We start from the raw sequence: 25,899 nt of genomic DNA, 5'->3' as shown, positions 1-25,899 counted from the left end.
GAGATGGACATGAGGACAACCAGGATGAGCGCGCCACGGCGCGCTGTCGCCGCCGCACTCGCAACCACCCTTGGCGTGGGGGTGCTGAGCTTCACCGCACCGCTCGCGGCGACCGCCGCAGCCAGCACGATCGAGAACCCCAGCTTCGAGACCGGCGACCTCACGGGCTGGACCGTGGTCGAAGGGAACGCGTTCACCGACGCCAACGTCAGTGATGCGGCCGATTGGGGCTGGGGCTGCTGCTTCAACCCGGACGGCAGCTACCACCTCTGGGGGGCGGCAGCCGGGGGCGATGCGCCCACAGGGAAGCTGCGGTCTTCCACCTTCACCCTGGGCGGAATCGGCGAGGTCAGCTTCCTCCTCGGTGGCGGCAACGACATCGACAATCTCTATGTCTCGTTGCGCCGCGCGAGCGACGACACGGAAGTGCGCCGGGCGACGAACACGGCGTTCGCCGACTCGGAGGCGCTCACGCGCGTCGTCTGGGACGTCTCCGATGAGCTCGGACAGGACCTCTACCTGGAGGTCGTCGACAAGTCGTCCGGCGGGTGGGGGCACGTCAACATCGACGACGTCCGCACGTACACGGAGTCCTCGATCACCCAGGTGATCAACCCTGGCTTCGAGACCGGTGACCTCAGCGGATGGACCGCGACGGAGGATGCCTTCACCGACGCGCGGGTCAGCGCCGCGGCCGACTGGGGATGGGGCGGGCCGTTCAACCATGACGGCGCCTTCCACCTCTGGGGCGCCACCGGCGGCGGAGACGCGCCCACAGGCACGCTGCGGTCGTCCACGTTCACGCTGAACGGGACCGGCACCATCGAATTCCTGATCGGCGGCGGGAACGACATCGACAATCTCTACGTGGCGCTGCGCCGTGCCTCCGACGGCGTCGAACTCATGCGGGCCACCAACACCGGTTTCGCGGACTCCGAGGCCTACACGCTGGTGCGGTGGAACGCCGCGGCCCACCTCGGCCAAGACCTGTACTTCGAGATCGTCGACACCGCGACCGGCGGATGGGGGCACATCAACGTCGACGCGTTCAACACGAACGTCGAGGTCCTCGGCTACGAGTTCGACAACGCCGGATTTGAAACCGGAACGCTCGACGGCTGGACCGCCGAAGGAGCCGCGTTCAGCGCGGCACACGTCTCCGACGCCGCCTCGACACCCGACGGCGACCCTTTCGACGCGGAAGGCACGTACCACCTGTGGGGTGGCGCGCTGGACTCGGATGAGGCCATCGGCACGCTGACCTCGCCCCGATTCCGCGTCGGCGGGGACGCGGAGGTGCGCCTCCTGCTCGGCGGGGCCAAGAACCCCGACGTGTACGCGGCCATCGTCTCGGACACCGACGGAACCGAGCTCGCACGCGTCGGCGTTCCCCAGGCGATGGACACGTATCAGCCGGTTGCGATCGACCTCGGTGCGCACCGCGGCGACGTCGTCAGGTTGCGGTTGGTCGACAACTCGCCCACCGGGCACCTCAATGCCGACCGAATCCGAACCCTCCTCAACGAGCCTATGCACTGGTCCTTCGACGAGGGATCCGGCACGACCGCCGCGGGAGGCGCAGCGACCCCCGATGCCGTCGCCTACGTGTTCAACGATGCTGCCGACAAACCCGACAGCGACCCACTGTGGACCGACGGGGTCGTCGGCGGCGCGCTGCTGTTCGACGGCTACTCGACATCCATCGAGCGGGAGGGAACGGCTGCGCTCGTCCCCAGCAGCACGCTCAGCATCGAAGCGTGGGTCGCCCCGCGCTCCTACGAATGGGGCGACCTCGGCCAGGCCTCCGCCATCGTGAACCAGCACGACGCCAAGGCCAAGACCGGCTACCTGCTCGGCATGTACCGGCACGGCGCGTGGGGCCTCGAACTCGGTGACGGTGTGAACTGGCACACCCTCCGCGTCGGCGACGACGCCGTGCTCCCCACCTATGAATGGAGCCATGTCGCAGCAACCTACGATGCCGGCACTGGACTGATCCGCCTGTACCTGAACGGGGAACAGGTCGCTGAGAAGAACATCGGCGCAGGCACCCGCATCCTCGCCGCAGACTCGCGGCCGCTGCTGATCGGCCGCCACAACAACGCTGCCGTGATCAACGGAGCGTTCCGCGCGAACATGTGGAACGGTGCCATCGACGAACTGACGGTCACGGACGACCTCCTCGATGCCGAGGAGGTCGCCGCTGCCGCCGCGGCGGGCAGTGAGGCGTCCGCACCGACGATCGCGCCCTCGCGCGACCGCTTCGACGGCGACAGGTACCGGCCGCAGTACCACTTCCTGCCGCCCGAGCATTGGATGAACGAGCCGCACGCACCCGTCTACTACGACGGCAAGTACCACATCTTCTACCAGCACAACCCGCAGGGCCCGTACTGGCACCAGATCCACTGGGGGCACGCCGTCAGCGACGACCTCGTGCACTGGGAGGACCTGCCCGTTGCGATCGCCCCAACCGAGCCGGTGACACCCGATGGCGTGTGGTCCGGGAGCGCGACCCTCGACGCCGACGGAAAGCCCGTGCTGTTCTACACGGCCGGTAACGATGCCGCCGTGCCGAATCAGGCCACCGGCCTCGCGTGGCCGGTGGAGGGAGCGGACAACAGCGACCTCACGGAATGGCGTCTGGAACCGACCCCGGTCACCACCCAGGCCCGCGACCTCGCATCCCCCGTCGGCACTCCGTGGTTCGGGCAGTTCCGGGACCCGTTCGTCTGGAAGGAGACCGCCGAAGACGGGCAGCCGATCTGGTACCAGATCGTCGGTTCCGGCATCCTTGACGGCGACACCCGCGTCGGCGGCACCGCACTGCTGTACACATCGCGGGACCTGGTGAACTGGGAGTACCGCAACCCGCTGTTCATCGGCGACGCGCTGAAGTACCCCAAGACCGGGCAGGTGTGGGAGCTGCCGGTGCTCCTTCCGGTCGGAGCGGTCGACGGCGAGGAGAAGTACGTCCTGGTCGTCAACCCCTGGTTCGACGGCTACAACATCAACACCGCGAAGAACACCTACTACTGGGTGGGCGAGTGGGACCGGGAGACCTTCTCGTTCGTGCCCGATCATGAGGAGCCGCGCATGTGGGACTACGGCGAGCACTTCACCGGACCGTCCGGCATGGTCGACCCGGACGGCCGCACGATCCTGTTCACGATCACCCAGGACGGGCGCAGCGAGACCGACCACTACGACGCCGGGTGGGCGCACTCCATGGGTCTGCCCGTCGCGCTGGGGATCCTCCCCGACGGCGATGTGGGCATCGAACCGATCGAGGAGCTGGAGTCACTGCGCGATGAGCGCGTGGTGGACCTCAAGAACAGCTCGGTCGGCAAGGCGAACGCCGTGCTCGAGGACAAGCGCGACCGGCTCACCGACCTGCTCGAGGTGGAGCTCGAGCTGCAGATCAAGGGCAGCGACTCGGCCGTCGGTCTGGAGGTGCGGCGCAGCGCCGATGGCAGAGAGCGCACCATCCTGTCCGTCGACCGCGGGGAGAGCACCCTCGCCGTCGATCGCGATTTCTCCAGCCTGGACCCGGACACGCGAAAGGGCGTCAATTCGGGCGAGTTCGTCGTCGGTCCCAACGGGAAGGTGACGATGCACGTCTACGTGGATCGCTCCGTCATCGAAGCCTACGTCGACGGCAAGAAGTCCCTGACGACCCGGGTGTACCCGACTCTTGCCGACGCCGTGGGACTGCGGATCCTCGGTGACGCGAAGGTCCAGGTCAAGTCCCTCAAGGTCTGGAACCTCGATGGCGCGTTCGGCCCTGTCGCGCCGTCGCACTTCGACGAGCCGTCCGCCCCTGATGGAGCTGGGCTTCCCAACGGAGACTTCGCCTCGTGCGACCTCACCGACTGGACGGTTCTCGACGGCAATGCGTTCAGCAACGCCACGGTGACCGAGGCCGACGACTGGGGCTGGGGCGGGACGTTCCGACAGGCCAACGCGTGGGGCAGCACCGACCGCTGCCACCTGTGGGGCTTCGACGAAGCCGTCGGCGACGCCGGCACCGGCGCCCTGCGATCCGGTACCTTCACGCTCGGCGGAGACGGCCAGATCGACCTCCTCACCGCCGGCGGCTACGATCCGGACAACCTCTACGTCGCAGCCGTCCGCGCATCCGACGGGGCGGTGCTCGCCAAGGTATCCGGAAATGAGCAGGAGGCACTGCGAGCGCAGTACCAGCGGCGAAGCCTGGACCTGTCGGAGCACATCGGCGAGGACCTCTACATCGAGATCGTCGACCGGGCGACCGGCGGATGGGGACACATCAGCGTGGACGACATCAACGTCCCCACGAGCGAGTAGGCGGACGCCTGGAAGTGGGGCGCCGTCACCCGCCGAGCTCATCGGAGGGGAGCGGCGCCCCGCCTCGCAGCCGCAGTCACGGTGCTGCGTCGAAGCCGTCGGCGACCTCCCCGGTCGGTCAAGCAGCGGTGGCGGCCCGGGCGGGTTGCCGTCACCCGCTCCGTGTCAGTGTCCGCTTCCGCTCGTCCCGTCGCCTGCGCTCTGGGACAGCTGCGCCTCGACGGCCCGGTGGACGTTGCCGTGGAGGTGGTCGGCCCCGATGCGATCCAGGATGCCCTGCGCTTCCAGCACGGCGACGACCTGTGGTTTGATCCGCGCCAGCCGCAGCGTCACGCCCTCCGCTTCGGCAAGGTCGACGAGCTCGGTGAGTTTCGCTGCGCCCTGCGAGTCGACGAAGGCGACGCCCTCCAGATCGATCACCAGTGCCGCGAGGGGAGGGTCCACGGACATCGTTTCGCGGATGCGCTCGTCGAACGCCTCGGCGGTGGCGAAGAACAGTCCGCCGTCCAGGCGGATCACTGCGATACCGGGGAAGACCTCATCGGCGGGGTTGAGGTCGATGTCGCGGAAGACCTGGGTGCCGGGCTCGCGACCGAGCAGAGGCATCGCCGGCCGTGTCGACACGTAGATCAGCCACGCCAGCGACAATGCGATGCCGATGACGATGCCGAAGAGAACGCCCGCCGAGAGCACACCCACGAGGGCCGCCACAGCAATCCAGAAGTCGAACCTCGACACGCGCCGCAGCCGCGCGAACTCCTTGAGGTCGATCATCCCGAAGACGACCGCGTCGATGATGATGGCTCCCAGCACCGCCTTCGGCAGATCCGAGAAGAGAGGCGCGAGGAACAGCAGCGTCAGGATCACCAGGCCGCCCGTGGTCAGCGACGCCACGGGCGTGCGCGCGCCGGCGGATTCATTGAGGGAACTGGCCGACAGACTCGTCGAGACCGGCATCCCCTGGAAGACACCGGCGCCGACGTTGGCCATCCCCTGGGCGACCGCCTCCTGATTGGCATCGATGCGGTAATGGTGCCGGGTCGCGAAGGAACGGGCGTCGCCTGCCGTCTGCGAGAACCCGATCAAAAGCAGCGCCAACGCCGCGATCATGACCTCAGGGAGGTTCCGCAGCACGATGTCGAGGCTCGGCAATTGCGGAACCGGAAGCCCGCTCGGCACGGCGCCGACCAGCGCCACGCCTCGCGCGCCGAGATCGAGCAGCGACGATGCCAGCAGGCCGCCGACAACCAGCACCAGCGCACCGGGCACCTTCGGCGCCCAGAACCGCAGAGCCAAGATCACCGCGAGGGCCGCCGTACCCACGATCAAAGTCGGAAGGTGGACGGCACCGAGGCCGAGGATCCACGACGCGAACTCCCGCCAGACGTTGTCGCCCTCACCCGAGGTGCCGGTCAACTTGGGCAGCTCGCCGACGACCACGTCGATCGCAGCCCCGGCCAGGAACCCGGTGACCACGGCCCTCGAGAGGAACTGCGCGATCCACCCCATTCGGAACAGCGCCAGAAGCAGCAACAGGATGCCGGTCACCAGTGTGATCGCCGCCACGAGCTGTGCCGCATCGCCGCCGGTGACACCGGTCACGATCACCGCGCCTCCAGCGACAGTCGCCAAGGCCGAGCTCGGACCGGTGGAGATCTGACGTGACGTGCAGAACAGCGCGTAGATGATCGCGCCGGCTGCCGCAGCGTACAGGCCGTTCTGAACCGGAACGCCCGCGATCTCGGCATAGCCGAGGTTCTTCGGCACGATCATCGCCACGACGGCCACTCCCGCGACGACGTCTGCGCGCAGCCACTTCCGCTCATAGCGGGGCAGCCAGTGAAGGATCGGAAGAAAGCCTCCGGAACCGCTTTTGGCGCTTGTCCGCACAGTTGCCTCCGACCATCCGGGTGTCGGGCGGGCCCGCGTCAAGGTGCGAGACGCGCTCGCCGACACCGCCGTCGTTCCCCGTGTCGCCTGACGGCATGCTACATCGCGGAAGAACTCGGACGTCGTCCCCCGCCAGAAGCGATTATCCACCCGCCGGCCTCCGCTCGTCAGGCACCCGCAGCGGCGCGCTGTTCGCGGGACGTGCAGGGCCGCGCTGCTCCGGCGACCGCTGTCGTCGCACTGCTCGTGCTCGCTGCCGCTATCAGCCTGCTCTCACCTCGTGCGACGACTGTGGTCCGGAACGGGAACCCCGGCCGGCACGAGAATGTTCAGCAGTCCCATCTCACGAACACTGGAGGATCCATGCCCAAGGCCTACTGGGTCAGCGCCTACCGCACCATTTCGGACCCTGAGAAGCTGGCTGCCTACAACAGGCTGGCCGGTCCCGCCGTCCGGCTCGGCGGCGGGCGTATCCTCGCCCGTGACGGTCGGGTCGCCGCCTACGACGCCGGCATCGGCGGACGGACCATCCTCATCGAGTTCGACAGCTTCGAGCAGGCCGTCGCGGCGCGCGACAGCGACGCCTACCAAGAGGCGCTGGCCGCGCTCGCCGACGGCGTCGAGCGGGACTTCCGCATCATCGAGGGGCTCGACTGACAGCTGCGCTACGTCGCCGCGGCATCCCGTCCGTCCGTCTGCAGGGGCAGCTGCATGATCAGCAGGTCGAGCCACCGCCCGAACTTCGTTCCGACCTGTCGGACGGTTCCCACCGAGGTGAACCCGAACCGTTCGTGGAGTCCGATGGATGCCGCGTTCCCGGCCTCGATGTTGGCGACCATGACACGCATCCCGGCGTCCTGTGCGAGGCGCACGATCTCGGCGAGAAGCGTCGCGCCGATGCCCTGGCCCCGATGTCCGGCGGCCATATACACGGAATTCTCGACCGTGAAGCGATACCCCGACTTCGGACGCCACGGCCCGAAGCTGGCGTAGCCGACGACCGCGTCGTCCAGGACGGCGACGATCACCGGAAAGCCCGCCGCCTCGCGCTCGGCGAACCACGCCGCGCGCTCGGCGAGGTCCACGGGCTCGTCCGTCCAGATGGATGTCGAGTGGCGGATCGCGTCATTGTGGATGTCCAGGATCGCGCCGAGGTCGGTCTCATCGGCAGGCCGCAGGTGCACAGTCATCTGCATATAGTAGACGCGTGTCGCAGATAGTAGACAAGCCGCCGCAGGAAGTCGATGTGGCGGCGTGCGTGAAGGTCGCCAGAGAGCAGCGCGGCTGGTCCGGAGCGCAGCTGGCGGCAGCGTCGGGTGTCTCGCGGGCGATGATCGACCGGATCGAACGCGGCGCCAGCAGCCCGACCGCGCTGGTTCTCGGCAAGCTGTCCGCCGCGCTCGGGCTCACGATCTCGTCTCTGCTCTCGCGACCGGTGGACGTGCCCGCGGCTGTCGTCCGGGATGGCGAGCGCGCGACCTGGACCGACCCCTCCACGGGATACCGGCGGCGACAGGTGGTGGCATCGCCCGCGTTTCCCGTCGACGTGACCGAAGTCGTCCTGCCGCCTGGTGCCTCGGTGAGCTATCCCGCCGGGTCGTTCTCGTTCACGCGCCACCTGATCTGGGTTCTCGATGGCACACTGACCTTCCGCGAGGGCGACGCCGTTCATGAGCTCGCGGCGGGGGACCGGCTCATCCTCGGCGCGGCTGCCGACTGCGACTACCGCAACGAGTCGGACCGCGACTGCCGCTACTGCGTCCTGGTGGCGCCGCTTTAGCGTGACGGCGCGCCGTCGGGCCCATCACGCCGCGACATACTCCTGCCGGACGCGTCCCTCGGTGGCGAGTTCGATGCAGCCGAAGTCATGGTCGGAATTGAGGATGACGGCGTCGTTCGCGACTGCGTAGGCCGCGATCAAACAATCGAACGCTGCCGCTGCCCGCATGAGCCCGGCGTTCCACAGCGCCTGCTGGATGTCGAGGGCTTCCTGCTCAGTGGGATGCTCCCATGCAGGCAACAGCTGCTCCATGTCTTCCCGAAGGTCCGCGTACTCGCGCGGGTCGCGCGCCGAGTGGCAGTACTCGAGCACCTGAGGAGGGCAGGTGATGATCAGGTGGTTCGGCGAGAGCGAGCGAAGACGGTCGGCGATCGCGCGGCTCGTGCCGGCCTTCTGCCAGATGCTGTTGTCGACGAGGTACGTCGTCACCGAGCCGCCGCACCCATGTCGGGGGCGATCGTCGGCGCGTCGATCTGGTCGGGCGCGAAGCGGCGCCCGACGATCCGCTCGACAGCCGCCGGCTGGCGACGGACGGCGATCAGGGTGCGCAGCGCGAGGTCAACGGTCTCCCGGTTGGAGGTCGTGCCCGCAAGCTCCTTGGCCTGCTTCAGCGCCTCGGGATCGATGTCGATGGATGTGACTGCCATGGTTCTCCTCCGCTGTCCTATATAGACGAGTATATAGAGCCTTCACGGGGACGAGGATGCCTCTCTCGCAGGCGGTGCAGCGCACGCAGGGCATCTGCGATGTCGACCCGCTCCTGCTCGATCCGTCTGATCGCGACGGGTCCGGCGGTGGCGATCGCTGCGTCGCACGGCACGGCGAACGGCTGCTCGGCCGCGCCGGCCAGCTCCGCGCAGATCCGCTCCGCCCATGACTTCTCGAGGTGGTGCGCGAGGGCCTCCGCAGTGTCGGCGGGCCAGAGGGGCCGCCCGCTCACCGGCCGGCCTCGGACAGAGCGACCTTCGGCTTCGCCCAGGAGCGGCCGTGGGTGTCTTTCAGGATGTCGTACTCGACGTCGACGTGCGGCTCGATCGCGCTGTACTTGTCGTTCGGTGCGCCGATGATGAGCTGGAACCCGAGACCTCGCCACGCGCCGATGGCCCGCTTGGTGAAATGCGCGTCGGCCTTGATGAGGGCCTCGTCGAGGAAGACGGGCGCGTACCGCGGACGCTCGGCGCCGGCATCCCCCAACTGATATCGCAGCGCCGCTCCGACGATGAACGCGATGAGCTCCTGCGACTCACCGCCGGACTTCTCGCCGATGTGATCGTAGAGAGCGACGTGCGTCCCGGTGGTTGCGTGGATCCGCTCCGCGCTCACCCGTACGTGATTGCGCACATCGACGAGCTCGGCGAAGTCGGGAGCGGTGCGACGCAGGCGGTTGATCAACCGCGACATCCGGTGGTACGCGCGTTCGCGCTCCTCGTCGGTGGCGACGGCTTCGATCAGCGCGCGCACCTCGCGGAGCTCTCGGCGGAAGCGCCGACGCACCTCGGACTGGTTCTCGCGCGGTGTGATCTGCAGCCGGTGGTCGTCGTCGTAGAACGGGAGGTCCCGCATGATCACGTTGATCGGCTCGATCCGGTCCCGGATCTCGCGGAGCGAACGGCTCAGCGTCGAGTCGAGGTTGGTGAGGTCGTTTCCCGAGAGCTTGAGCAGGCTGTCGCGCCACTCAGTCTCGAGCTCGTGCAGACCGCTCGTCTCGAGATCGGCGAGGATGCGCTCGAAGTCGCCGAGCGAATGGTCGGGGTCGGCGAGAAGGTTCGGGTTGGGCCAGCGGTCGAGGAATCCGCTCAGGGTGCGCCGCAGGCTCTCCCGCTGCTCCGCGACGGCGTCCTGCGCGGCGCGCTGATCGTCGCCGAACCGGCGCGCCGCGGAGTCGAGCGCCGCGTCGAAGCGTGCCAGGTCCTGCGTGCGCGTCGAGGATCCGCTGTGGTCGGGAACGAGGAACTGCGTGTCGAGATACGACGCCTGATCGTCGGTCAGGGCACGTCCGGCGGCGTCCGCCACGTCGATCACGGCCTGGGCGGCGTCGACCTCGTCCGTCGTGGTCGCCCAGGCATCGGCGAGACGCCGGCCCTCCGCCTTGGCGCCGCCGATCGCCTCCCGCAGTTCCGCTGCTTCGCGGCGCTTCTGCTCGATCTGGGACTGGATGCCGGCGATCGCGGGGTTCGCAGTGGTGACGTCCGCGATGATCGCCTGCCACCGCTCGCGGTCGCCTTCGAGGGAGGCGACGTCGATCTCCTCCCACGCCACGCCCTGGATCTTCGCGTAGGCCGCGAGCCGTGCGTCGAACGCGTCGAGCTCGGTCCCGGCCTCGGCGGCCGCCGTGCGCGCCGCCTCGAGCTTCGCGCGGACGGCTCCGAGCTGCGCATCGAGCTCGCCCAGGCGGCGGTGCGTCGAGAAGCCGAGGACGTTGGCGCGGCCGTGCCCGCCGTGCGCCCCGCGCGACCCGTGCGAGGTCTGCCCGGTGATGGTCAACGTCATGCGGTGGCCGCTCAGGTCGTCGGTCGCATCGACGCAGACGTAGCCGAATCGGCGGTCCAGCTCCTCCTGCAGCCATCCCGTGAAGGGCGTGCTCTTGAAGTCGAGCCGGCCGGGCAGCGTTTGCGGGTCCCGGGCACCCACGGCGGGGAGCCCGGTGTGCACGCCCTCGTATCGCAGGCGGTCGGCGGTGCGGACGGAGTCGATGGCGGCGCGGAACGCCGGCAGCCGCGCGACGTCGATGAGCAGCGTCGTGGCGAAACCGCCGAGGGCGAGGTTGAAGGCCTCTCGCCACGGCTCGAACTCCGTGCGGACCTCGATGAGCTCGCCGACGAACGGAAGGTCACTGGTGGCCAGGCCTGCCGTGCGGGCCAGCAGATCGCGGGATCGGCGGAGCCGGTCGGGGATGTTGTCGTCATGGCCTTCGGCTTCGCGCCGCTCGGCCTCGAGCTCGGTGACGCGGGCCGCGAGGGCGTTCCTCACGCCGACCGCCGCCGCATACGCCTCGCGGAGCGTCTGCTTCGCATCCGCATCGGCCGCCGCCTCACGCGCGCGCTGCGACAATGCTTGGAACTCCGACGCCGAGCCGACCCCGATCTGCAGCACCTCGAGCGCCGCGTCGAGCTTCTCGCGCTCCCGGGACACGCTCGTGAGCCGGTGCTCGACGCCGCGGAGCTCTCGGTGGGCGGTCTCGAGCCGGTCGCCGCCCGCGGCGCGCAGCACGTCTGCGAGCCCTTCCCGTGCCAGGTCGGCTGCTTCTGCCATCGCCTGCTTCTCGCGCACGGCGGCTTCGGCGGCGCGGGTCCCGGCCTGCAGCTCCGCTTCGACGTCGCGCAGCAGGTCGAGGCGGCGCGATGCCCGCCACAGCGTCGCCAGCGAGTCCGGCTCGGTGAAGCGGCCGATGTCGTCGAGCAGGCGCAGACGCTCGGCGGACTCTTCGATGCGCGCCCGCGCCGACCTGATGGGCTCCAGCGCGCGCACCTGCTGCTGCGCCGTCAGCATGCGGCTGCGCGTGCTCTCGAGACCGTCGAAATGCGCGACGACGGCGTCGGCGGTGGCCAGCGTCTCGGGCTCCTCGAGCACCATGCGCTTGTAGAGGTCGTCGACGGTGGTGATCTGCTGCCCGGCCTGGATACGGGCGAGGAGGCTCATCGCCTTGGCGCCGGCGCCCGCCGCACCGATGCCGAGCACGGTGTGCAGGCGCGCCGAGAACTCCCGGTCGGTCGCGACGGTGTCGAGCCCGGCGCTCTTGACCGCGGCATCCGTCAGCCGCAGCGCTGCCGCAGCCTCGAGGGAGCTGAGATCGAAGGCGCCGGCGACCGTCGCGCGCACCCGCACGGTGTCTTCCACGACGCGCGCGGATGCCGGGATGTACCACGCGCGGACCGCGGTGAAACGCGACCCGTCGTGGTCGAGCCACGTCATCGCGATCGCCGTCCAGGTGTCGGTGCCGTCCCCGCGGAGCACCGTCAGCTTCGTGCCGTCCTCGGTGCGGGTCTCGTCGGTCTTGCCGCGCCCGTACGAGAGGATGTTGCGCTGCTCCTGGCCTCGCGGCCGCCCGACGACTGCGCCGTTGGAGGCGCCGTTGAACGGGGTCGTGTGCGGCATCATGAGCGCCACATACGCGTCCATCAGGGTCGACTTGCCCGAACCGGATCCGCCGCACAGCAGCGTCGCGGCCGGCGAGAACCGCACGCGGTGCGCTCCGTCGTAGCCGCCCCAGTTGACCAACTGCAGCTCGTCGGCCACCCACTGCTGACCGCGAGAAGCCGCGGGGATGAGCCCGAAGAGGGTGTCCAGCATGGTCACAGCGCGGCCTCCGCCTCGTCGGTATCGGCGTCGGCGTCGGTGTCGGTGTCGGCGTCGTCACTGTCGTCGTCGTCGCCCTCGTCGAGGTCGAGCGGGACGGACTGCGCCGACTGCGTGTCGAGCCAGTCGCGCAGCGCGCGCAGGCGATCGGAGCTGAGCAGGATCTCGACGAGCGCGTTGATGCGATAGCGGCCCTCGGACTCCTCGTCGATGACGCCGTCCTGGCGCAGCCGGCCCACCGCGGCGCGGATCGCCTTCTGGCGTCGGGCCGTGCTGCCGTCCGCCTCGGCGAAGTAGGTCAGGACCGTCTGCTCGATCTCCTCGATGTCGACGCGTGCCGAGGACTCGCCGGCGGTCGTCTCGCGCTGGTAGACCGTGCGCAGATGCACCAGCACGAGGGTCTCGGCGCGCGAGTACGCCTCATCGCGCAGCAGGATCGGGACCTCGAGTTCGTCCGACCGGATCTGCTCCTTATAGGCGACGCCACGATCGTGGTCGACGACGAGACGGACGAAGAGGTCGTTCAGACGCGACTCGATCGTGTGCTGGTGGTCCATCAGCACCGTCCACTCGGCGCGGTTGCGTTCGGCCATCAGGAAGCGGCGCTGAAGAAGCCGCACGAGCACGCGGCGCACCTCGGGGTCGAGCACGCCCCGGTCGCCGGGGAAGAGCTCCTCGGGGTCGTGCTCCATCGCGACCGGATCGATGAACGGGACGTCGGTCGCGGGGGCGGAGGATCCGATCGCGGTCTCCGTTGCGGCATCCGTGGCGATGCCGGTATCGGGGTCCGTGGTGGCAGGCCCCGTGGTGGTGTCGGGCGCGGTCGCGAGGTCAGTCATTCTCGATCTCTTTCACAGTGCTGGCGGTCACGGCGCCGAACGCGAATCGGCGGCTCGAGCCGTCGGGTCGTCGCGCCTCGGCGACGGAGACCTCGTCGCCCTCGGTCATGCCGTTGCGGTGGGCGATCTCCAGGAGTCCCAGGAGATCGACAGGGCGGCGGGTGTCGTCCGCGGCGCCCTCGAAGGCGGTGGCGAGGTCGAAGCGGTCCCCGAGCGTCGCGACATACTCCTCGAGCTCGGCGTACCGTGGTCCGCCCCAGGCGCGGGTGTCGGCATCCACGAATTCGATGTCGTCCGGCGCGGGCAGCGGCGCCGGTGCACCGGGTGGGCGCAGGTCGCTGAGGGACTGCCGCAGGTGCCCGATGTCGGAGACCGGGAACGTGTGCAGCGGTTCTACGCGGTCGCCGGGTCGGGAGTCCTGCATCCACACCTGCAGCCCCGACATCACCCCGCGGAGCAGCTCGTCGACCTGACGATCGCGGATCGGGTCGTGGGTGCGCACCTGCGCCGTGATGACCTGCGACGCACGGCGCTGGGCGGTGAGCACGTCCTGTACGCCCTTCTCGACCTGCCGGCCGATCGAGTCGAGGTCGCTGCGCTGCCCCGGCCCCATGAGGCGCGAGAACGGCTGGGCGAGCAGCGTGCGCAGCTGCGTCGTGAGGCGGTCGATGTGCTCGGGATCGCCGATGAGGCGCAGCGCCCCTTCGAACGCCCGCCCCTCGGGGGTCGACTGCATGACGTGCTGACCCCGCTGCAGGTACTCGCGGAGGATCTCACCGGTGGGACGGATGTCGCGGCGCAGATCCGCGACGACATCCCGCTGCATCGCCTTGATCGACTCCGCCACGCGGGAGAAGTCGGCGGGGAGCTCCCGCGCGAGGTGGAGGACGTTCTCGGCCTCCTCGAACAGCTGCTCGTCGTCGATCGGCTCCGCTTCGTCGTTGCGCAGCCGGGCGATCTCCGCGTCGAGGGCGTCACGCTCCTCCAGCAGGAGGGCGATGCGCGCCTCCGGGTCGGCTTCCGCGTCGCGCGCCAGCCGCTCGACGGCGTCGAGCAGCGTCCGCACCCGCGATCGTGACACCCGCGCCCGCCCGCCGCCGGTGCGGCCCGCGATCTCGAGCGCCCCCACGGCGTGAGCGGTCAGCCGGTAGACCTCGACATCGTCCTCCAGCTGCGGCGCGAGCCATCCGACCCGCACCCAGTTGCGGCAGATCTCGCGGGCGGTGCCGACGGGGAGGCGGCGCTCGTCGTCGTCGTAGCCCGCGGCGCGCAGCTCTTCGAGGGCCTCGCCGATCTCGACATGGGCGTCCGCGACGGCGACCGACCGGCGCTCGGCGGTGAACACGATCGAGAGCATGGCCACCACGAACGGCGCGTAGCGGCCGTGGAGAAGATCGAGAGTCGGATCCTTGAACGCGAGCACCGAACGCTGGTAAGCCGCCTCGGCGCGCGTATTCGACATCCTTTCCAGATTAGTCGGGCTGCCGCGAGTCCCGTTCCGCAGGCCCGCGGGAGGCGCAGGCTCACTGCGGCGGGCTCGTGATCGCGCCTCCGAGATCGCCGCATCCGAGATCCCACATCGGGTGTTCGTCACGGGGATGCAGGTGCGCACGGACACCACCGCGCGCTACCGGATGGTGCGTGACTTCCGGTCGGCCGAGGGAACCGCCGCCGAGCGGCTGGTCGCCCTGGTGGAAGAGCGCCTGCGAGACGCCGGGGTGCGCATCCCGCGGCCCAGCGCCGACTGACCGGCAGCCCTTCGCAGATCGCGACGCCGTCACATCCGCGGTCCTGGCCTGGTCTTGTCTTGCGGGGGCTGCCGGCCGGCACGGTCGGGGAACGCCCGCATCCACGACCGAAAGGATCTGTCATGACTCAGCATGTTGGAGCCGGAAGCACGCGAGGTCTGCGCGACGGCACGCTGGGTCATGAGCGAGGGAACGACCGTGGGGCTCGGATCGTGAGGAGTGAGTGATGTCGGATGCCGATTCCAACGCCGCCGCGTTCGACAGCGCGGTGGGCACAGAGCTCTTCGTGCTGCAATCGGTCGCAAGCTCGACCATCAGCGAAGCCGGGACGCGCAGCACCATCTACTTGTCGACACTGTCAGGCGGACTCGTGGCGATCGGGTTCGCGGGCGGATCACCGGCGCTGCTGGCGAGTCTCGCCTTCACCGTCCTGCCGACGATCTTCATGCTCGGGTGGTTCACGGTGGTGCGGCTGGTCGACACCAGCGTCGAGAACATCACGGTGCGCCGGCGCATGGAGCGGATCCGGGAGCACTTCGTCAGCCTGCACCCTTCCGGGCCGGATCTGATCTCGCTCGACAACCCGCGCACCGGCGAGTTGGGGGTGCGCTACTCCCGCTCGTCGTTCCTCTTCACGATGGCGAGCATGATCGCGGCCGTGAACTGCGTGCTCGGGGGAGCGCTCGTCACTCTGCTCCTGATCTTCGGAGGTGGGTGGGAGCCCCTTCCGGCCCAGATCGCGGGAGTGACCGCAGGTGTGCTGCTTCTCGGCGCGACGCTCACGTATGAACGGCGCCGTATCCTGGCGGCGTACCCGGAGTGACCTCGGCCGAACGCTCCCCGATCCATTTCTCGAGAGGAAGCACGTCCATGGAAGATCCACGCTCTGACGCACCCGACGATCTCGTGGGGACTGTCGACGACCGGATGAAGCAACTCGCACTCCTTCCGGGCGATTCGTTGTCTGCGCAGTGGCTTCGGCGACAGCTCGACAATGCGCTCCTCGCATGGTCTGACGCAGAAACCGAGGTCGACATCTCGAGGGAGGCGCACGCCGACTACTGACGCAGGCGCGCACCGAACCGAGGACGCACGGTCGGCGCCCTGAGCTATGGCAGGGGAAGGGCCTGAATTGTGACGGATGCCGCGTGTGTCAGGGAACCCGACGAGCGGAGAGTGACGGCAGGCTGCAGCGATGGTGGCGCAATGCGGCCCGTCGGGGTTCACGGTCCGGGGCGCTCGTCGACTGCCGGCGTCTTGGCGGCGTTCGCGACGATCGACTGCAGCACGTCGAGTGCGGCATCAGCTTTCTCAGGGGTGAAGCCGAACGTGTCGGTGATCACCTGGTAGATCCGTGGTGCGTGGACTCTGAGGGCGTCACCCTCGGGTGTGAGCGCCACCGTGACGGATCGCTCGTCCTTCGGGTTGCGGGTGCGGGTGACGAGACCTTGCGTCTCCATCCGCTTGACGAGGGGAGTGATCGTCCCGTAATCCGACCGCAGCCGTGAGACCAGCTCGCCGACGGGAAGCTCGCCCTGCTCCCAGAGCATCGCGAGGACCAGGTACTGCGGGTACGAGAGGCCGAGGGGTTCCAACAGCGGCCGATACACCGCAGTGACGGCGCGGAAGGCGGCGTGGAGGTTGAAGCACACCATGTCGTCGAGCGCCACGACGGGGGCGGTGGAGGCTTCCTCGGTCACGGCTCGACGTTACCATGTGCCCCAGCCAATAGGACACGAGGTAATGAGCTGCTCGCATCAGAGGGTTCCGGCCTGTGCGTGATGGCGCCGAGCTTCGCAGGATTCATGACCCACATGATCTGACTGACGGCGTCGGCATCCCGGGTGATCGTCAGCATGGCGAAGACCCGTCCTTCGCGCGAGAGGAGTGCGGCCTCTTGTCCGTTCGCGCGAACCGGCTGCACGGTGACATCGCCCCAGAACCACCTCGAGATCCCGAGGAGGAACCGGACGAGCTTCTCGCGACTGCGGATCGGGCGGCGGGCGGTGCGGTGGACGGTACCTCCGCCATCGGTGTAGCTCACCGCATCGTTCGCGAGCATGCGCTCGAGGACGGCGGTGTCGCCGCTGCGGGCTGCGTCGAGGAATGCCTGGAAGAACGTGCGCTGGGCATCCACGCTCACCCCGCGGCGGGCGTCGCCGGCGAGATGCTTGCGCGCCCGACTGACGAGCTGGCGTGCGGCGGCCTCGGTCGTCTCGACGATCTCCGCGATGCGGGCGTACGGGTATACGAATGCCTCGCGCAGGACGTAGGCCGCCCGCTCGGTCGGTGTGAGCCGCTCCATGAGGAGCAATGTCGCCAACGCCAGAGCTTCGGCCCGCTCGGCGCCGAGCGTGGGGTCGCTGCTGGTATCCACGGGGGTCGGAAGCCACGGGCCGATGTAGGTCTCGCGGCGTGTGTGGGCGCTGGTGAGCACGTTGATCGCAAGGCGGGTGGTGGTCGTCGCCAAGAAGGCAGCCGGCTCGCGGACAGCGCCGCGATCACAGAGCTGCCACCGCACCCAGGTCTCCTGCAGGACGTCTTCAGCATCCGCCGCGTTGCCGAGGATCCGGTAGGCGATGCCGAACAGCATCCGTCTCGACCGCGTGTAGGCCTGCACGTCCGGGTCGTCGTCAGCCAGTGCGGTGCGGGGCTCGCTGGTCACTTCTCACTCCATTCCTCGGCTCGTGATGCTGAAGCTACCTTGTGTACTACTAAATAGGAAGCGTTAACCTCTGATCCTTCTTTTCGCGCCCGAAGGTGTCACAACGGCGAGGGATCCCTGGTCTTCCTTGCAGGCTCGGCATGAACCGGTCGAGCTCTGGCACCGCCCACCCGTCACGAGACAGAAGGAACCGACATGTTCGACCACACTCTGCAGCCGGAGGCCCAGGCGTTCGCCGACCTCACCTCGGCCCCACCGTTCCTCGCCGATCTCGGCGTCGAAGGTGCACGCACGCTCCTCGACGACGTGCAGGCCGCACCCGTCGACAAACCCGACATCGAGGAGGAATGGCTCACCGTGCCGGCGGCCGTCGGCGACGTCCGCGTTCGCATCGTGAAGCCGATCGGTGCGAGTGGCCCGCTCCCGGCCGTGCTCTTCGTCCACGGCGGAGGCTGGGTCCTGGGCAACGCCGGCACGCACGACCGTCTCGTTCGCGAGATCGCGACGGGAGTGGACGCTGCCGTGGTGTTCGTCGAGTACGACCGGTCGCCCGAGGCGCGGCATCCCGTCGCCATCGAGCAGGCCTACGCCGTAGCGCAGTGGATCACGCGGGACGGCGCCGCGAAGGGGCTGGATGCTGCCCGCCTGGCGATCGCCGGAGATTCCGTCGGCGGCAACATGGCGGCCGTCGTCGCGATCCTCGCCAAGCGACGCGGGGATGTGACCTTCATCCACCAGTCGCTGTACTACCCCGTCACCGACTCTGCCATGGACACCGGCAGCTACCGCGAGTTCGCGGAAGGCTTCCACCTGCGCGCCGACGCGATGGCCTGGTTCTGGGACTGCTATCTCCCCGACGCCGAGGCGCGCAAGGACGTCACCGCCTCACCGCTGCAGGGTTCGGTCGACGATCTGGCCGGGTTGCCCGAGACCTTCCTCATCGTGGACGAGAACGACGTCCTCCGCGATGAGGGCGAAGCCTACGGACGGAAGCTCATCGCGGCCGGGGTGCGCACCACCCTTGTCCGGTACGACGCCACCATCCACGATTTCATGATGCTCAACCCGCTGCGCCCGTCCGCGGCGACCACTGCCGCGGTGGAGCAGGCCGTCGTCATCCTGCGCAAGGCCTTCGATCCCGAGCGGGCCGTCCTCCCCGCGGCCAAGGCCACCGCCCTCGCGTGATCCACCCGCAGAAGCGCACAAGAAGGAAGCAGATCATGACAAACCAGAAGCCCACCATCGCGTCGGCCGCGCCGGCCGCCGCATAGGCCGACCTGATCTGCTGATGTCCCGGGACCGGTCGGTCCCGGGACATCAGCGACTGTGCGGGGTCGCCAAACTCAGCCGAGCTCGTCCGCGAGCAGCGAGCGGTAGATCTGCTGCGCCTCGGCGTGCACCTCTGTGCCCTTGCCGGTGATCTCTACGACCATCGAGCGACGGTCGAACCCGCACTCCGCCCGTTGGACGAGGCCTGCCTTCTGCAGTCGGTCGACGATGCGTGACAGCGCGCTCTGGGTCATCGGGGTGCGCTGGACCAGGTCGCGCATCAGGCACTGCTCCTGACGGACCTCGGCGACCAGGTCGAGGATCTCGAACTCGCTGAGTCCGAGGTCGCATTGCTCATCGAGCGCCCGCTCCAGGGCGGATGCCGTCGAGAGGTACGTGGACTGGAGGGAGCGCCATCGCTCCACCACGTCTTTCTCGGCCATGATCACATCCTAGCCCGAAACATATGTCGCGGCATTGCATGCTGGCGAATCCAATGTTGACGCAACCTATGACGTGGCATGTATCTTGTGCATGTGACCTCAACAACCATCCGGGTCGTTCCCGGTTCCGACACCCCGACCCAGCGCTGGACGACGCGCACGTGGCTGCTGCTCCTCGTGGTGTGCATCGTCATCGCGCTCGACGGGCTGGACGTCTCCATGGTCGGCGTCGCCCTGCCGGCCATCGGCACCGAGCTGTCGCTCGAGACCGGCACCCTCCAGTGGATCGTCTCGGCCTACGTGCTCGGCTACGGCAGCCTGCTGCTGCTCGGCGGACGCCTCGCCGACCTGCTGGGCCGCCGCCGCATCCTGCTCATCGCCCTCACCGTCTTCGCCCTCGCCTCGCTCGCCGGCGGGCTCGTGAGCGACCCCGCGATCGTGATCGCCTCCCGCTTCGTCAAGGGCATCGCGGCCGCCTTCACGGCGCCGGCCGCCTTCTCGCTCATCACGACGAACTTCGCCGAAGGTCCCTCGCGCAACCGCGCGATCTCGATCTTCACGACGTTCGCGGCCAGCGGGTTCTCGCTCGGACTCATCGTCGGCGGGCTCATGACCTCGCTCAGCTGGCGCTGGACCTTCCTCTTCTCGGTGCCGTTCGCGGTGGCGGCGGTCGTGCTCGGCCTGTTCTTCATCCCGCGCGACCACGTCGCGAAGACCGGCGGCCACGACATGTGGGGTGCGGTCACCCTGGCGGTGGGTATGCTCACGCTCGTCTACACGATCGTCTCGGCGCCGGAGGCCGGCTGGGGCTCCCTCCAGACGATCCTCGGGCTGGCGGTCGCAGCTGCCGTGCTGGCCGCCTTCGCGATGATCGAGCTGCGGGCGCGGCATCCGCTCATCCGCTTCGGCATCCTGCGCGAGGGTTTCGTCGCGCGAGCCAACATCAGCGCGATCGCCCTGTTCGGGTCGTACGTGAGCTTCCAGTTCATCCTCACGATCTATCTGCAGTCGGTGCTCGGCTGGCCGCCGCTCAGCATGGCTCTCGCGCTGCTGCCGGCGGGTCTCGTGGTGGTGGCGACGGCTCCGTTCGCCGACCGGCTGATCGATCGGTTCGGATCGCGGCTGCTCATCACCGTGGCACTCGGCGCGCTGTCGCTGGGCTACCTGCTGTTCCTGCGCGTGGGCACCACGCCGGTGTACACCGTCGACATCCTGCCGTCGGTGCTGCTGCTCGGGGCCGGTTTCGCGCTGGGCTTCCCCGCCATCCAGGAGCGCGCGACCGCGGGCATCTCGAACGACGAGCAGGGGCTCGCCGCGGGGCTCGTGCAGAGCAGCTCGCAGGTGGGCGCGGCGCTCGTGCTCGCGGTGACCTCGGCGCTCATCGCCGGCGGCGACCTGGCCGCCGACGCGAGCGCGGCCCAGATGCTGGACGGGTTCCGCCCGGGCCTCATCCTGTCGACCGCCGTCGCACTCGCCGGATTCGCGGTGGCGCTCGCGCCGCGGCGGCGGCCACACGCGGTCGACGCGGGCGTGAAGTAGCCGGGAGCGCTCCGCTCGGCACGACGCCGCCCTCGAACCGCCCGAGACCTCGGGCGGTTCGAGGGCGCGCGACCGGCGCTGCGACCCGGGTCTACGACACCTGGGTCCAATGGCGCACGACATCGTCGCGCTCGACGAGGAACCGATCGTCCTCGGGGTAGTACACGGCGGTGTCGATGTCGGCCCCCGCGAAGCCCGTGATCGCCTCGAAGCTCTCCCAGCGCGAGACCGTCACGATCTCGGTCGTGCCGTCGCCGAGGTCGCGCGTCAGCATCCAGGCGTCGAGGTTGCCCGGGGTCTCGCGATACTCCGCCATGCCGGTGCGCTCGATGTAGGCCACGTACTCGTCCACGTCCTCAGCACGCACGCTGCCGCGCCACATCCGGACGATGCTTCTCTGCCCTGTCATGCCGCCATTGTGCGCGGAACCGGGATGCCGCGCACCCGCGTGCCCGGGCAGATGCGGCGCGATTCCCGCCAGCCCTGCCGCCCGGCATCCAACTTTTCGCCCATGTGTCAAGTGGATTACGAACGTAGACTTCATCAGATCAATTGATCTAGTGCACCGGGTACCGATATTGGCGCGCAGGCCGGGTGTGAGGTTGACTCAACGCGCGATCGAAGCCGATGGAGGCGTTCGAGGCAGCCGTGACGTTGGACCGAGGAGTCCCCATGAGTGCTCTACAGATCGAGACATCGGATATCCGAACCCAGCCCTTCCGCAAGACGCTGGGCCGCCTCGACATCATCTTCCTGTCGGTGAGCGCCATCATCGCCATCGACACGATCGCCCAGATCGCGGCGGTGGGTGGCGCGGAGGCCTTCACGTGGACGCTCGTCATCGGGGTGACGTTCCTGTTCCCCTACGCCCTCGTGATCGCCGAGCTGGGCAGCACGTTCCACGGGGAGGGCGGCCCCTTCGTGTGGGTCAGGCTCGCGTTCGGCAAGCTCACCGCGGCGATCGCGACGATGTTCTACTGGATCACCAATCCGCTGTGGATGGGCGGTGCGCTGGTCTTCATCGCGGCGGCGACGTGGAGCGCCTACATCAGCCCCCTCGAGGAGGGCGGCTTCTGGGACCTCGTCTTCAAGCTCGTCTTCATCTGGGCCGCCATCGCGACCGCGATCATCGGACTGCAGTACGGCAAGCGCATCGTCGCGGCCGGTGCGATCGTCAAGGTCTCGCTGCTGGTCATCTTCGTCGTCACCGTGTTCATCTACGCCCTGCAGAACGGTGTGCAGGGGTACGCGGCCGGCGACTTCTCTCCGACGCTCGCCGGCTTCCTGGCGGTGACGCCGCTCATCCTGTTCGCCGTGGTCGGCTTCGAGGCCCCGAACGGCGCCGCCGAAGAGATGCGCAATCCGCAGAAGGACGTGCCGCGCGCGATCGCCTCCTCCGGCACGATCTCGATCCTCTGCTACCTCGTGCCGGTCTTCGCCATCCTCGCGGTGCTGCCGGCAGAGAAGGTCCAGGGCGCCAGCGGCTTCCTGGACGCCTTCGAGGAGGTCTTCAGCGTCTACGGCATCGCTTCGGGCCCCGTCATGACGATCGCGGCGCTGCTGTTCATCTTCATCGTCCTCACCCAGGCCAGCGCCTGGATGATCGCTTCCGACCGTGTGCAGGCGGCGGCCGGCGCCGACGGCGCATTCTTCCGCTACTTCGGCAAGTTCTCGGAGCGCTTCGGCACCCCGGTACGCATGAACATCCTGTCGGGCGTCGTCGCCTCGGTCTTCTGCATCATGGCCACGGTGCTGCTCACGGGCAGCACGGCCGCCGTCTTCACGGTCGTGCTGATCATCGCGATCTCGACCCTGCTGCTGTCGTACCTGGTGATCTTCCCCACGATCATCGTCCTGCGTCGCAAGTACCCGGACGTCGAGCGTCCGTTCACCGTGCCGGGCGGACGCGTCGGCCTGTGGATCTGCACCGGTGTGATCTACGCCTGGGTGCTGCTCGGATCGTGGGTCGCGGTCTTCCCGGGCACGATCGAGCCGGCGCTGGGTCTGGAGTACGACTTCCTCGACATCTGGGGGGTGGATCAGCTGACGTTCGAGGGCTTCACCATCGGCACACTGCTCGCCATCACGGCCCTCGCACTCGTGGGCTACTTCTGGGAGAAGCGGCGCGGCCCGTCCGCCGTCGAGGAGCCGGAGCTCGAGAAGGCCGCGATCTGATGGAGCAGCAGATCCGCATCGGCACGCGCCCGGCGGCCGGTACCTCGACCGCGCACCCGCTCGATCCCCTCACTGCCGACGAGATGACCGTCGCCCGCGACCACCTCGTCGCCGAGGGACGGCTGGGCGACACCGTGCGGGTCGCGTATCTCAGCCTCAAGGAGCCCGACAAGGCGTCGCTGCGAGACGGTGCACCGACCCCCGCGCGCCGCGCGAGGGCTGTCCTCCTCGACACCGCGACGGGTGAGACGACGGATGCCGTCATCGACGTCACGAACGGGGTGACGCTGTCGGCGACCACCGTGGAGGCCGGCGTCGGTCAGGCCCCGGTGCTGCTGGAGGAGTTCGACGCGATCGAGAGCATCCTGGCGGCAGACGACGGGTGGCGGACGGCCCTGAGCGCGCGAGGGCTCGAGCCGCACCAGGTGCGTGTCGCCCCGCTGTCGGCGGGCATCTTCGATTACGAGGGTGAGGAGGGCCGGCGCATTCTGCGCGGGCTGGCGTTCGTGCAGCATGAGCCCGGTGACTATGCCTGGGGGCACCCCATCGACCAGCTCGTCGCCTTCGTCGACATGATCGAGCGACGCGTCGTACGCATCATCGACGACGGGCCGTCGGAAGACCCGCTGACCAACGGCAACTTCGAGTCGCCCGAGCTCACCGGTCCGGTGCGCACCGACCTGAAGCCGCTGCACATCACCCAGCCGGAGGGCCCGAGCTTCTCCCTCGACGGCAACGTGCTGCGGTGGCAGAAGTGGGACCTGCATGTCGGGTTCGACGCCCGTGAAGGGCTGGTGCTCAGCCGGATCGGCATCGAGGACGGCGGCCGGCGCAGGTCGATCATCGATCGTGCCTCGATCGCCGAGATGGTCGTTCCCTATGGCGATCCCGCGCCGTACCGCTCGTGGCAGAACTACTTCGACACCGGCGAGTACCTGGTCGGTCGCGACGCGAACTCGCTCGAGCTCGGGTGCGACTGCCTCGGCGAGATCACCTACCTCTCCCCGGTGGTCGCCGACGACTTCGGCAACCCGCGCGAGATCCCGCAGGCGATCTGCATCCACGAGGAGGACTTCGGCCTGCTGTGGAAGCACACCGACGAGTGGGCCAACCACCGCTCGACGCGGCGACAGCGCCGTCTGGTCGTCAGCTTCTTCACCACCGTCGGCAACTACGACTACGGCTTCTACTGGTACTTCTACCTCGACGGCACGATCCAGTTCGAGGCGAAGGCGACGGGCATCGTCTTCACGGCCCGCTACCCGGGTGAGGGCTACCCGTACGCGTCGCAGATCGCTCCGGGTCTGGCCGCTCCGTACCATCAGCACATCTTCTGCGCCCGTCTCGACATGGCGGTCGACGGCGATCGCAACGCCGTGCACGAGCTGGATCTGAAACGGATGCCGCAGGGCGAGGGCAACCCTCACGGCAACGCCTTCTCGCGCTCACGCCATGTGCTCGCCACCGAGGCCGAGGCGCGCCGCAAGGCAGACGGGTCGGTGGGTCGGGTCTGGGACGTGGTCAACACCGAGAAGACCAACCGGGTCGGCGAGCCGGTCGCGTACACGCTGATCCCCGAGGCGCTGCCCACCCTGGCCGCGGCCGACGGGTCGTCGATCAGCAAGCGGGCCGCGTTCGCCACCGAGCACCTGTGGGTCACGCAGTTCGCGGAGGACGAGAGGTTCCCGGCCGGCGACTACGTCAACCAGAGCGTCGGCACACCGGGGCTTCCGGAGTACATCCGGGCCGACCGCAGCATCGACGGTGAGAACGTCGTCCTCTGGCACAGCTTCGGGCTCACCCACTTCCCGCGGGTGGAGGACTGGCCCATCATGCCGGTCGACTACACCGGCTTCACGCTCAAGCCCAACGGCTTCTTCGACCAGAACCCCGCCCTCGACGTGCCGCCCTCGACACCGGCGCACGCCGAGTGCCCTACCGGCAGCAGCAGCTGTCACTGCTGAGCGTCGGAGGAGGCTCCGAACAGCTCGCGGGCGAGCGCGCCGATGACCCGCGCGCGGGCGGTGGCGCGCACGTCGGTCACGCGCACGAAGCAGACGTCCAGCGGCGGGGCGTCGCCCGCGATCGGGATGGCGGCCAGCTCGCCGCCGTCGTACGTGCGCGGGGACTGGGGGACGTGGTTGAGGATCGAGTACCCCTGGCCGCGCGCGACGAGTGAGCGGACCGTCTCGTAGCTGCGCGAGCTGTAGCGCACCTGCGGTTCGACCCCGGCGGCGTGCAGCATGCCCAGGAAGTACTCGCGGGAGTGCGCGATGTCGAGCAGCACCATGTCCTGGCCGGCGAGCTCCGTGAGCTTCAGCCGTTTGCGCCGGGCCAGCGGGTGGTCGGTGGGGAGGATCACGTGCGGCGCGGCGGAGTAGAGGTGGTCGAACGAGAGATCGTGCACGGCGCCGAAGTCGTAGGCGATGGCGCCTTCGACCGTGCCGTTGAGCAGGAGCTCCACCGTCCCGTCGACGTCCGCCTCGATGATCTCGATGCGAAGGCGCGGATGCTGCTCCTCGACGCGGGAGATCAGGCGCGGCAGCACGAACGGCGCCAGCGTCACGAAGCAGGCGAGGCGCAGGGTGCCGCGGACCTCGTGGTGGTGCCCGCGCACGTTGTCGGTGATCTCGTCGACCTGCGCCAGCAACGACCGCGCGTCGCGCAGCAGCTGCTCGCCGGCATCCGTCAGAGCCAGTCCTTTGCTGCGCTGACGGACGAAGAGCTGCACTCCGAGGGTCCGCTCGAGCTGCGCGATGGCCGTCGACACCGCGGACTGGGCGACGTGCAGATCGGCGGACGCCTCGGTCATCGAGCGGCGCGTCGCCGTGGTGACGAAGTAGCGCAGCTGCACGAGCGTCATGTCGGAGCGACTCAGGCGTGCCATGGGTGCACTGTATCAATTCAACAGATGCACTGGTGCGAAACC

Annotated in this window: 22 protein-coding genes; 9 read left to right on the top strand and 13 right to left on the bottom strand. The window is 68.8% G+C overall.

Annotated elements, in window-relative coordinates; genetic code table 11:
- The first annotated feature begins 9 nt into the window (after positions 1-9).
- Positions 10-4,326 (top strand): GH32 C-terminal domain-containing protein, encoded by a 4,317-nt coding sequence (locus ACI3KY_RS00245; RefSeq protein WP_404928192.1) that lies wholly within the window; start codon positions 10-12, stop codon positions 4,324-4,326.
- A 165-nt stretch (positions 4,327-4,491) separates the two neighbouring features.
- On the opposite strand, the gene ACI3KY_RS00240 is transcribed toward ACI3KY_RS00245, so the two are convergent.
- Positions 4,492-6,216 carry a SulP family inorganic anion transporter gene (locus ACI3KY_RS00240; RefSeq protein WP_404928191.1) on the bottom strand — a complete coding sequence of 575 codons (1,725 nt, stop codon included), beginning with the start codon at positions 6,214-6,216 and terminating at the stop codon, positions 4,492-4,494.
- 363 nt (positions 6,217-6,579) lie between these two features.
- Between ACI3KY_RS00240 and ACI3KY_RS00235 the strand changes: the two genes are divergently transcribed.
- Positions 6,580-6,873: a DUF1330 domain-containing protein gene (locus ACI3KY_RS00235; protein WP_404928190.1), complete on the top strand. Its 294-nt coding sequence runs from the start codon at positions 6,580-6,582 to the stop codon at positions 6,871-6,873.
- A gap of 8 nt (positions 6,874-6,881) precedes the next feature.
- On the opposite strand, the gene ACI3KY_RS00230 is transcribed toward ACI3KY_RS00235, so the two are convergent.
- Positions 6,882-7,406 carry a GNAT family N-acetyltransferase gene (locus ACI3KY_RS00230; protein ID WP_404928189.1) on the bottom strand — a complete coding sequence of 175 codons (525 nt, stop codon included), beginning with the start codon at positions 7,404-7,406 and terminating at the stop codon, positions 6,882-6,884.
- 17 nt (positions 7,407-7,423) lie between these two features.
- Here ACI3KY_RS00230 and ACI3KY_RS00225 point away from each other — a divergent pair, with 17 nt between their 5' ends.
- On the top strand, positions 7,424-7,996 hold the full coding sequence (locus ACI3KY_RS00225; RefSeq protein WP_404928188.1) for a helix-turn-helix domain-containing protein: 573 nt from the start codon (positions 7,424-7,426) through the stop codon (positions 7,994-7,996).
- Between the two features lie 24 nt (positions 7,997-8,020).
- On the opposite strand, the gene ACI3KY_RS00220 is transcribed toward ACI3KY_RS00225, so the two are convergent.
- From ACI3KY_RS00220 to ACI3KY_RS00195, 6 genes are read right to left on the bottom strand one after another with little or no spacing between them, the layout of a single operon-like run.
- On the bottom strand, positions 8,021-8,425 hold the full coding sequence (locus tag ACI3KY_RS00220; protein ID WP_404928187.1) for a VapC toxin family PIN domain ribonuclease: 405 nt from the start codon (positions 8,423-8,425) through the stop codon (positions 8,021-8,023).
- Positions 8,422-8,643, bottom strand: a complete 222-nt coding sequence (locus tag ACI3KY_RS00215) for a type II toxin-antitoxin system VapB family antitoxin (protein WP_404928186.1) — start codon at positions 8,641-8,643, stop codon at positions 8,422-8,424. The genes ACI3KY_RS00220 and ACI3KY_RS00215 overlap by 4 nt, the downstream gene beginning before the upstream one ends.
- A 17-nt stretch (positions 8,644-8,660) precedes the next feature.
- Positions 8,661-8,936: a hypothetical protein gene (locus tag ACI3KY_RS00210; protein ID WP_404928185.1), complete on the bottom strand. Its 276-nt coding sequence runs from the start codon at positions 8,934-8,936 to the stop codon at positions 8,661-8,663.
- Positions 8,933-12,292 carry an ATP-binding protein gene (locus ACI3KY_RS00205; protein WP_404928184.1) on the bottom strand — a complete coding sequence of 1,120 codons (3,360 nt, stop codon included), beginning with the start codon at positions 12,290-12,292 and terminating at the stop codon, positions 8,933-8,935. The genes ACI3KY_RS00210 and ACI3KY_RS00205 overlap by 4 nt, the downstream gene beginning before the upstream one ends.
- A complete protein-coding gene (locus ACI3KY_RS00200) occupies positions 12,289-13,131 on the bottom strand; it encodes a DUF4194 domain-containing protein (protein WP_404928183.1) in 843 nt (280 codons plus the stop codon). Before ACI3KY_RS00200 ends, ACI3KY_RS00205 begins: the two co-directional genes overlap by 4 nt.
- Entirely contained in the window at positions 13,124-14,593 is a 1,470-nt protein-coding gene (locus ACI3KY_RS00195) for a DUF3375 domain-containing protein (RefSeq protein ID WP_404928182.1), read from the bottom strand. Before ACI3KY_RS00195 ends, ACI3KY_RS00200 begins: the two co-directional genes overlap by 8 nt.
- A gap of 142 nt (positions 14,594-14,735) precedes the next feature.
- Here ACI3KY_RS00195 and ACI3KY_RS00190 point away from each other — a divergent pair, with 142 nt between their 5' ends.
- Together ACI3KY_RS00190 and ACI3KY_RS00185 are read left to right on the top strand one after the other, a co-directional pair.
- Positions 14,736-14,879 carry a hypothetical protein gene (locus ACI3KY_RS00190; RefSeq protein WP_404928181.1) on the top strand — a complete coding sequence of 48 codons (144 nt, stop codon included), beginning with the start codon at positions 14,736-14,738 and terminating at the stop codon, positions 14,877-14,879.
- Positions 14,880-15,105: 226 nt separating this feature from the next.
- The gene (locus ACI3KY_RS00185; RefSeq protein WP_404928180.1) at positions 15,106-15,702 is read left to right on the top strand and encodes a hypothetical protein; all 597 of its coding nucleotides are present in this window, start codon (positions 15,106-15,108) and stop codon (positions 15,700-15,702) included.
- A gap of 400 nt (positions 15,703-16,102) precedes the next feature.
- Here the strand turns inward: ACI3KY_RS00185 and ACI3KY_RS00180 are convergent, their stop codons facing one another.
- A complete protein-coding gene (locus ACI3KY_RS00180) occupies positions 16,103-16,579 on the bottom strand; it encodes a MarR family winged helix-turn-helix transcriptional regulator (protein WP_404928178.1) in 477 nt (158 codons plus the stop codon).
- Entirely contained in the window at positions 16,576-17,544 is a 969-nt protein-coding gene (gene sigJ, locus ACI3KY_RS00175; protein ID WP_404928177.1) for an RNA polymerase sigma factor SigJ, read from the bottom strand. The genes ACI3KY_RS00180 and sigJ overlap by 4 nt, the downstream gene beginning before the upstream one ends.
- A gap of 195 nt (positions 17,545-17,739) precedes the next feature.
- On the opposite strand from sigJ, the gene ACI3KY_RS00170 reads away from it, so the two are divergent.
- Entirely contained in the window at positions 17,740-18,729 is a 990-nt protein-coding gene (locus ACI3KY_RS00170) for an alpha/beta hydrolase (RefSeq protein WP_404928176.1), read from the top strand.
- A 158-nt stretch (positions 18,730-18,887) separates the two neighbouring features.
- Here the strand turns inward: ACI3KY_RS00170 and ACI3KY_RS00165 are convergent, their stop codons facing one another.
- The gene (locus ACI3KY_RS00165; RefSeq protein ID WP_404928174.1) at positions 18,888-19,256 is read right to left on the bottom strand and encodes a MarR family winged helix-turn-helix transcriptional regulator; all 369 of its coding nucleotides are present in this window, start codon (positions 19,254-19,256) and stop codon (positions 18,888-18,890) included.
- Between the two features lie 93 nt (positions 19,257-19,349).
- On the opposite strand from ACI3KY_RS00165, the gene ACI3KY_RS00160 reads away from it, so the two are divergent.
- Positions 19,350-20,795, top strand: coding sequence for an MFS transporter (locus ACI3KY_RS00160; RefSeq protein ID WP_404928173.1), 1,446 nt, complete (start codon positions 19,350-19,352; stop codon positions 20,793-20,795).
- Positions 20,796-20,886: 91 nt separating this feature from the next.
- Here ACI3KY_RS00160 and ACI3KY_RS00155 read toward each other — a convergent pair whose 3' ends face one another.
- Positions 20,887-21,204 carry a hypothetical protein gene (locus tag ACI3KY_RS00155; protein WP_404928172.1) on the bottom strand — a complete coding sequence of 106 codons (318 nt, stop codon included), beginning with the start codon at positions 21,202-21,204 and terminating at the stop codon, positions 20,887-20,889.
- A gap of 263 nt (positions 21,205-21,467) precedes the next feature.
- On the opposite strand from ACI3KY_RS00155, the gene ACI3KY_RS00150 reads away from it, so the two are divergent.
- Together ACI3KY_RS00150 and ACI3KY_RS00145 are read left to right on the top strand one after the other, a co-directional pair.
- On the top strand, positions 21,468-22,970 hold the full coding sequence (locus ACI3KY_RS00150) for an APC family permease (protein ID WP_404928171.1): 1,503 nt from the start codon (positions 21,468-21,470) through the stop codon (positions 22,968-22,970).
- Positions 22,970-24,934 (top strand): primary-amine oxidase, encoded by a 1,965-nt coding sequence (locus ACI3KY_RS00145; RefSeq protein ID WP_404928170.1) that lies wholly within the window; start codon positions 22,970-22,972, stop codon positions 24,932-24,934. The genes ACI3KY_RS00150 and ACI3KY_RS00145 overlap by 1 nt, the downstream gene beginning before the upstream one ends.
- Here ACI3KY_RS00145 and ACI3KY_RS00140 read toward each other — a convergent pair.
- A complete protein-coding gene (locus tag ACI3KY_RS00140) occupies positions 24,925-25,857 on the bottom strand; it encodes a LysR substrate-binding domain-containing protein (RefSeq protein WP_404928169.1) in 933 nt (310 codons plus the stop codon). The two genes, ACI3KY_RS00145 and ACI3KY_RS00140, sit on opposite strands and share 10 nt — an antisense overlap.
- Positions 25,858-25,899: the final 42 nt, after the last annotated feature.

Origin of the sequence: Microbacterium sp. ZW T2_14 (genome assembly GCF_044987405.1) — a bacterium.
Lineage (GTDB): Bacteria > Actinomycetota > Actinomycetes > Actinomycetales > Microbacteriaceae > Microbacterium.
Note: the sequence above shows the minus strand (reverse complement) of the source record. Positions and strands in the feature narration are given on the sequence as shown.

Excerpts from the sequence above, each read along its gene's own strand:
- ACI3KY_RS00215 (WP_404928186.1), bottom strand. The coding sequence starts at position 8,643 with ATGGCAGTCACATCCATCGACATCGATCCCGAGGCGCTGAAGCAGGCC.
- ACI3KY_RS00165 (WP_404928174.1), bottom strand. The coding sequence starts at position 19,256 with ATGGCCGAGAAAGACGTGGTGGAGCGATGGCGCTCCCTCCAGTCCACG.
- ACI3KY_RS00150 (WP_404928171.1), top strand. The coding sequence starts at position 21,468 with ATGAGTGCTCTACAGATCGAGACATCGGATATCCGAACCCAGCCCTTC.
- ACI3KY_RS00195 (WP_404928182.1), bottom strand. The coding sequence starts at position 14,593 with ATGTCGAATACGCGCGCCGAGGCGGCTTACCAGCGTTCGGTGCTCGCG.
- ACI3KY_RS00140 (WP_404928169.1), bottom strand. The coding sequence starts at position 25,857 with ATGGCACGCCTGAGTCGCTCCGACATGACGCTCGTGCAGCTGCGCTAC.
- ACI3KY_RS00230 (WP_404928189.1), bottom strand. The coding sequence starts at position 7,406 with ATGACTGTGCACCTGCGGCCTGCCGATGAGACCGACCTCGGCGCGATC.
- ACI3KY_RS00200 (WP_404928183.1), bottom strand. The coding sequence starts at position 13,131 with ATGACTGACCTCGCGACCGCGCCCGACACCACCACGGGGCCTGCCACC.
- ACI3KY_RS00235 (WP_404928190.1), top strand. The coding sequence starts at position 6,580 with ATGCCCAAGGCCTACTGGGTCAGCGCCTACCGCACCATTTCGGACCCT.
- ACI3KY_RS00155 (WP_404928172.1), bottom strand. The coding sequence starts at position 21,204 with ATGACAGGGCAGAGAAGCATCGTCCGGATGTGGCGCGGCAGCGTGCGT.
- ACI3KY_RS00145 (WP_404928170.1), top strand. The coding sequence starts at position 22,970 with ATGGAGCAGCAGATCCGCATCGGCACGCGCCCGGCGGCCGGTACCTCG.
- ACI3KY_RS00245 (WP_404928192.1), top strand. The coding sequence starts at position 10 with ATGAGGACAACCAGGATGAGCGCGCCACGGCGCGCTGTCGCCGCCGCA.
- ACI3KY_RS00170 (WP_404928176.1), top strand. The coding sequence starts at position 17,740 with ATGTTCGACCACACTCTGCAGCCGGAGGCCCAGGCGTTCGCCGACCTC.
- ACI3KY_RS00185 (WP_404928180.1), top strand. The coding sequence starts at position 15,106 with ATGTCGGATGCCGATTCCAACGCCGCCGCGTTCGACAGCGCGGTGGGC.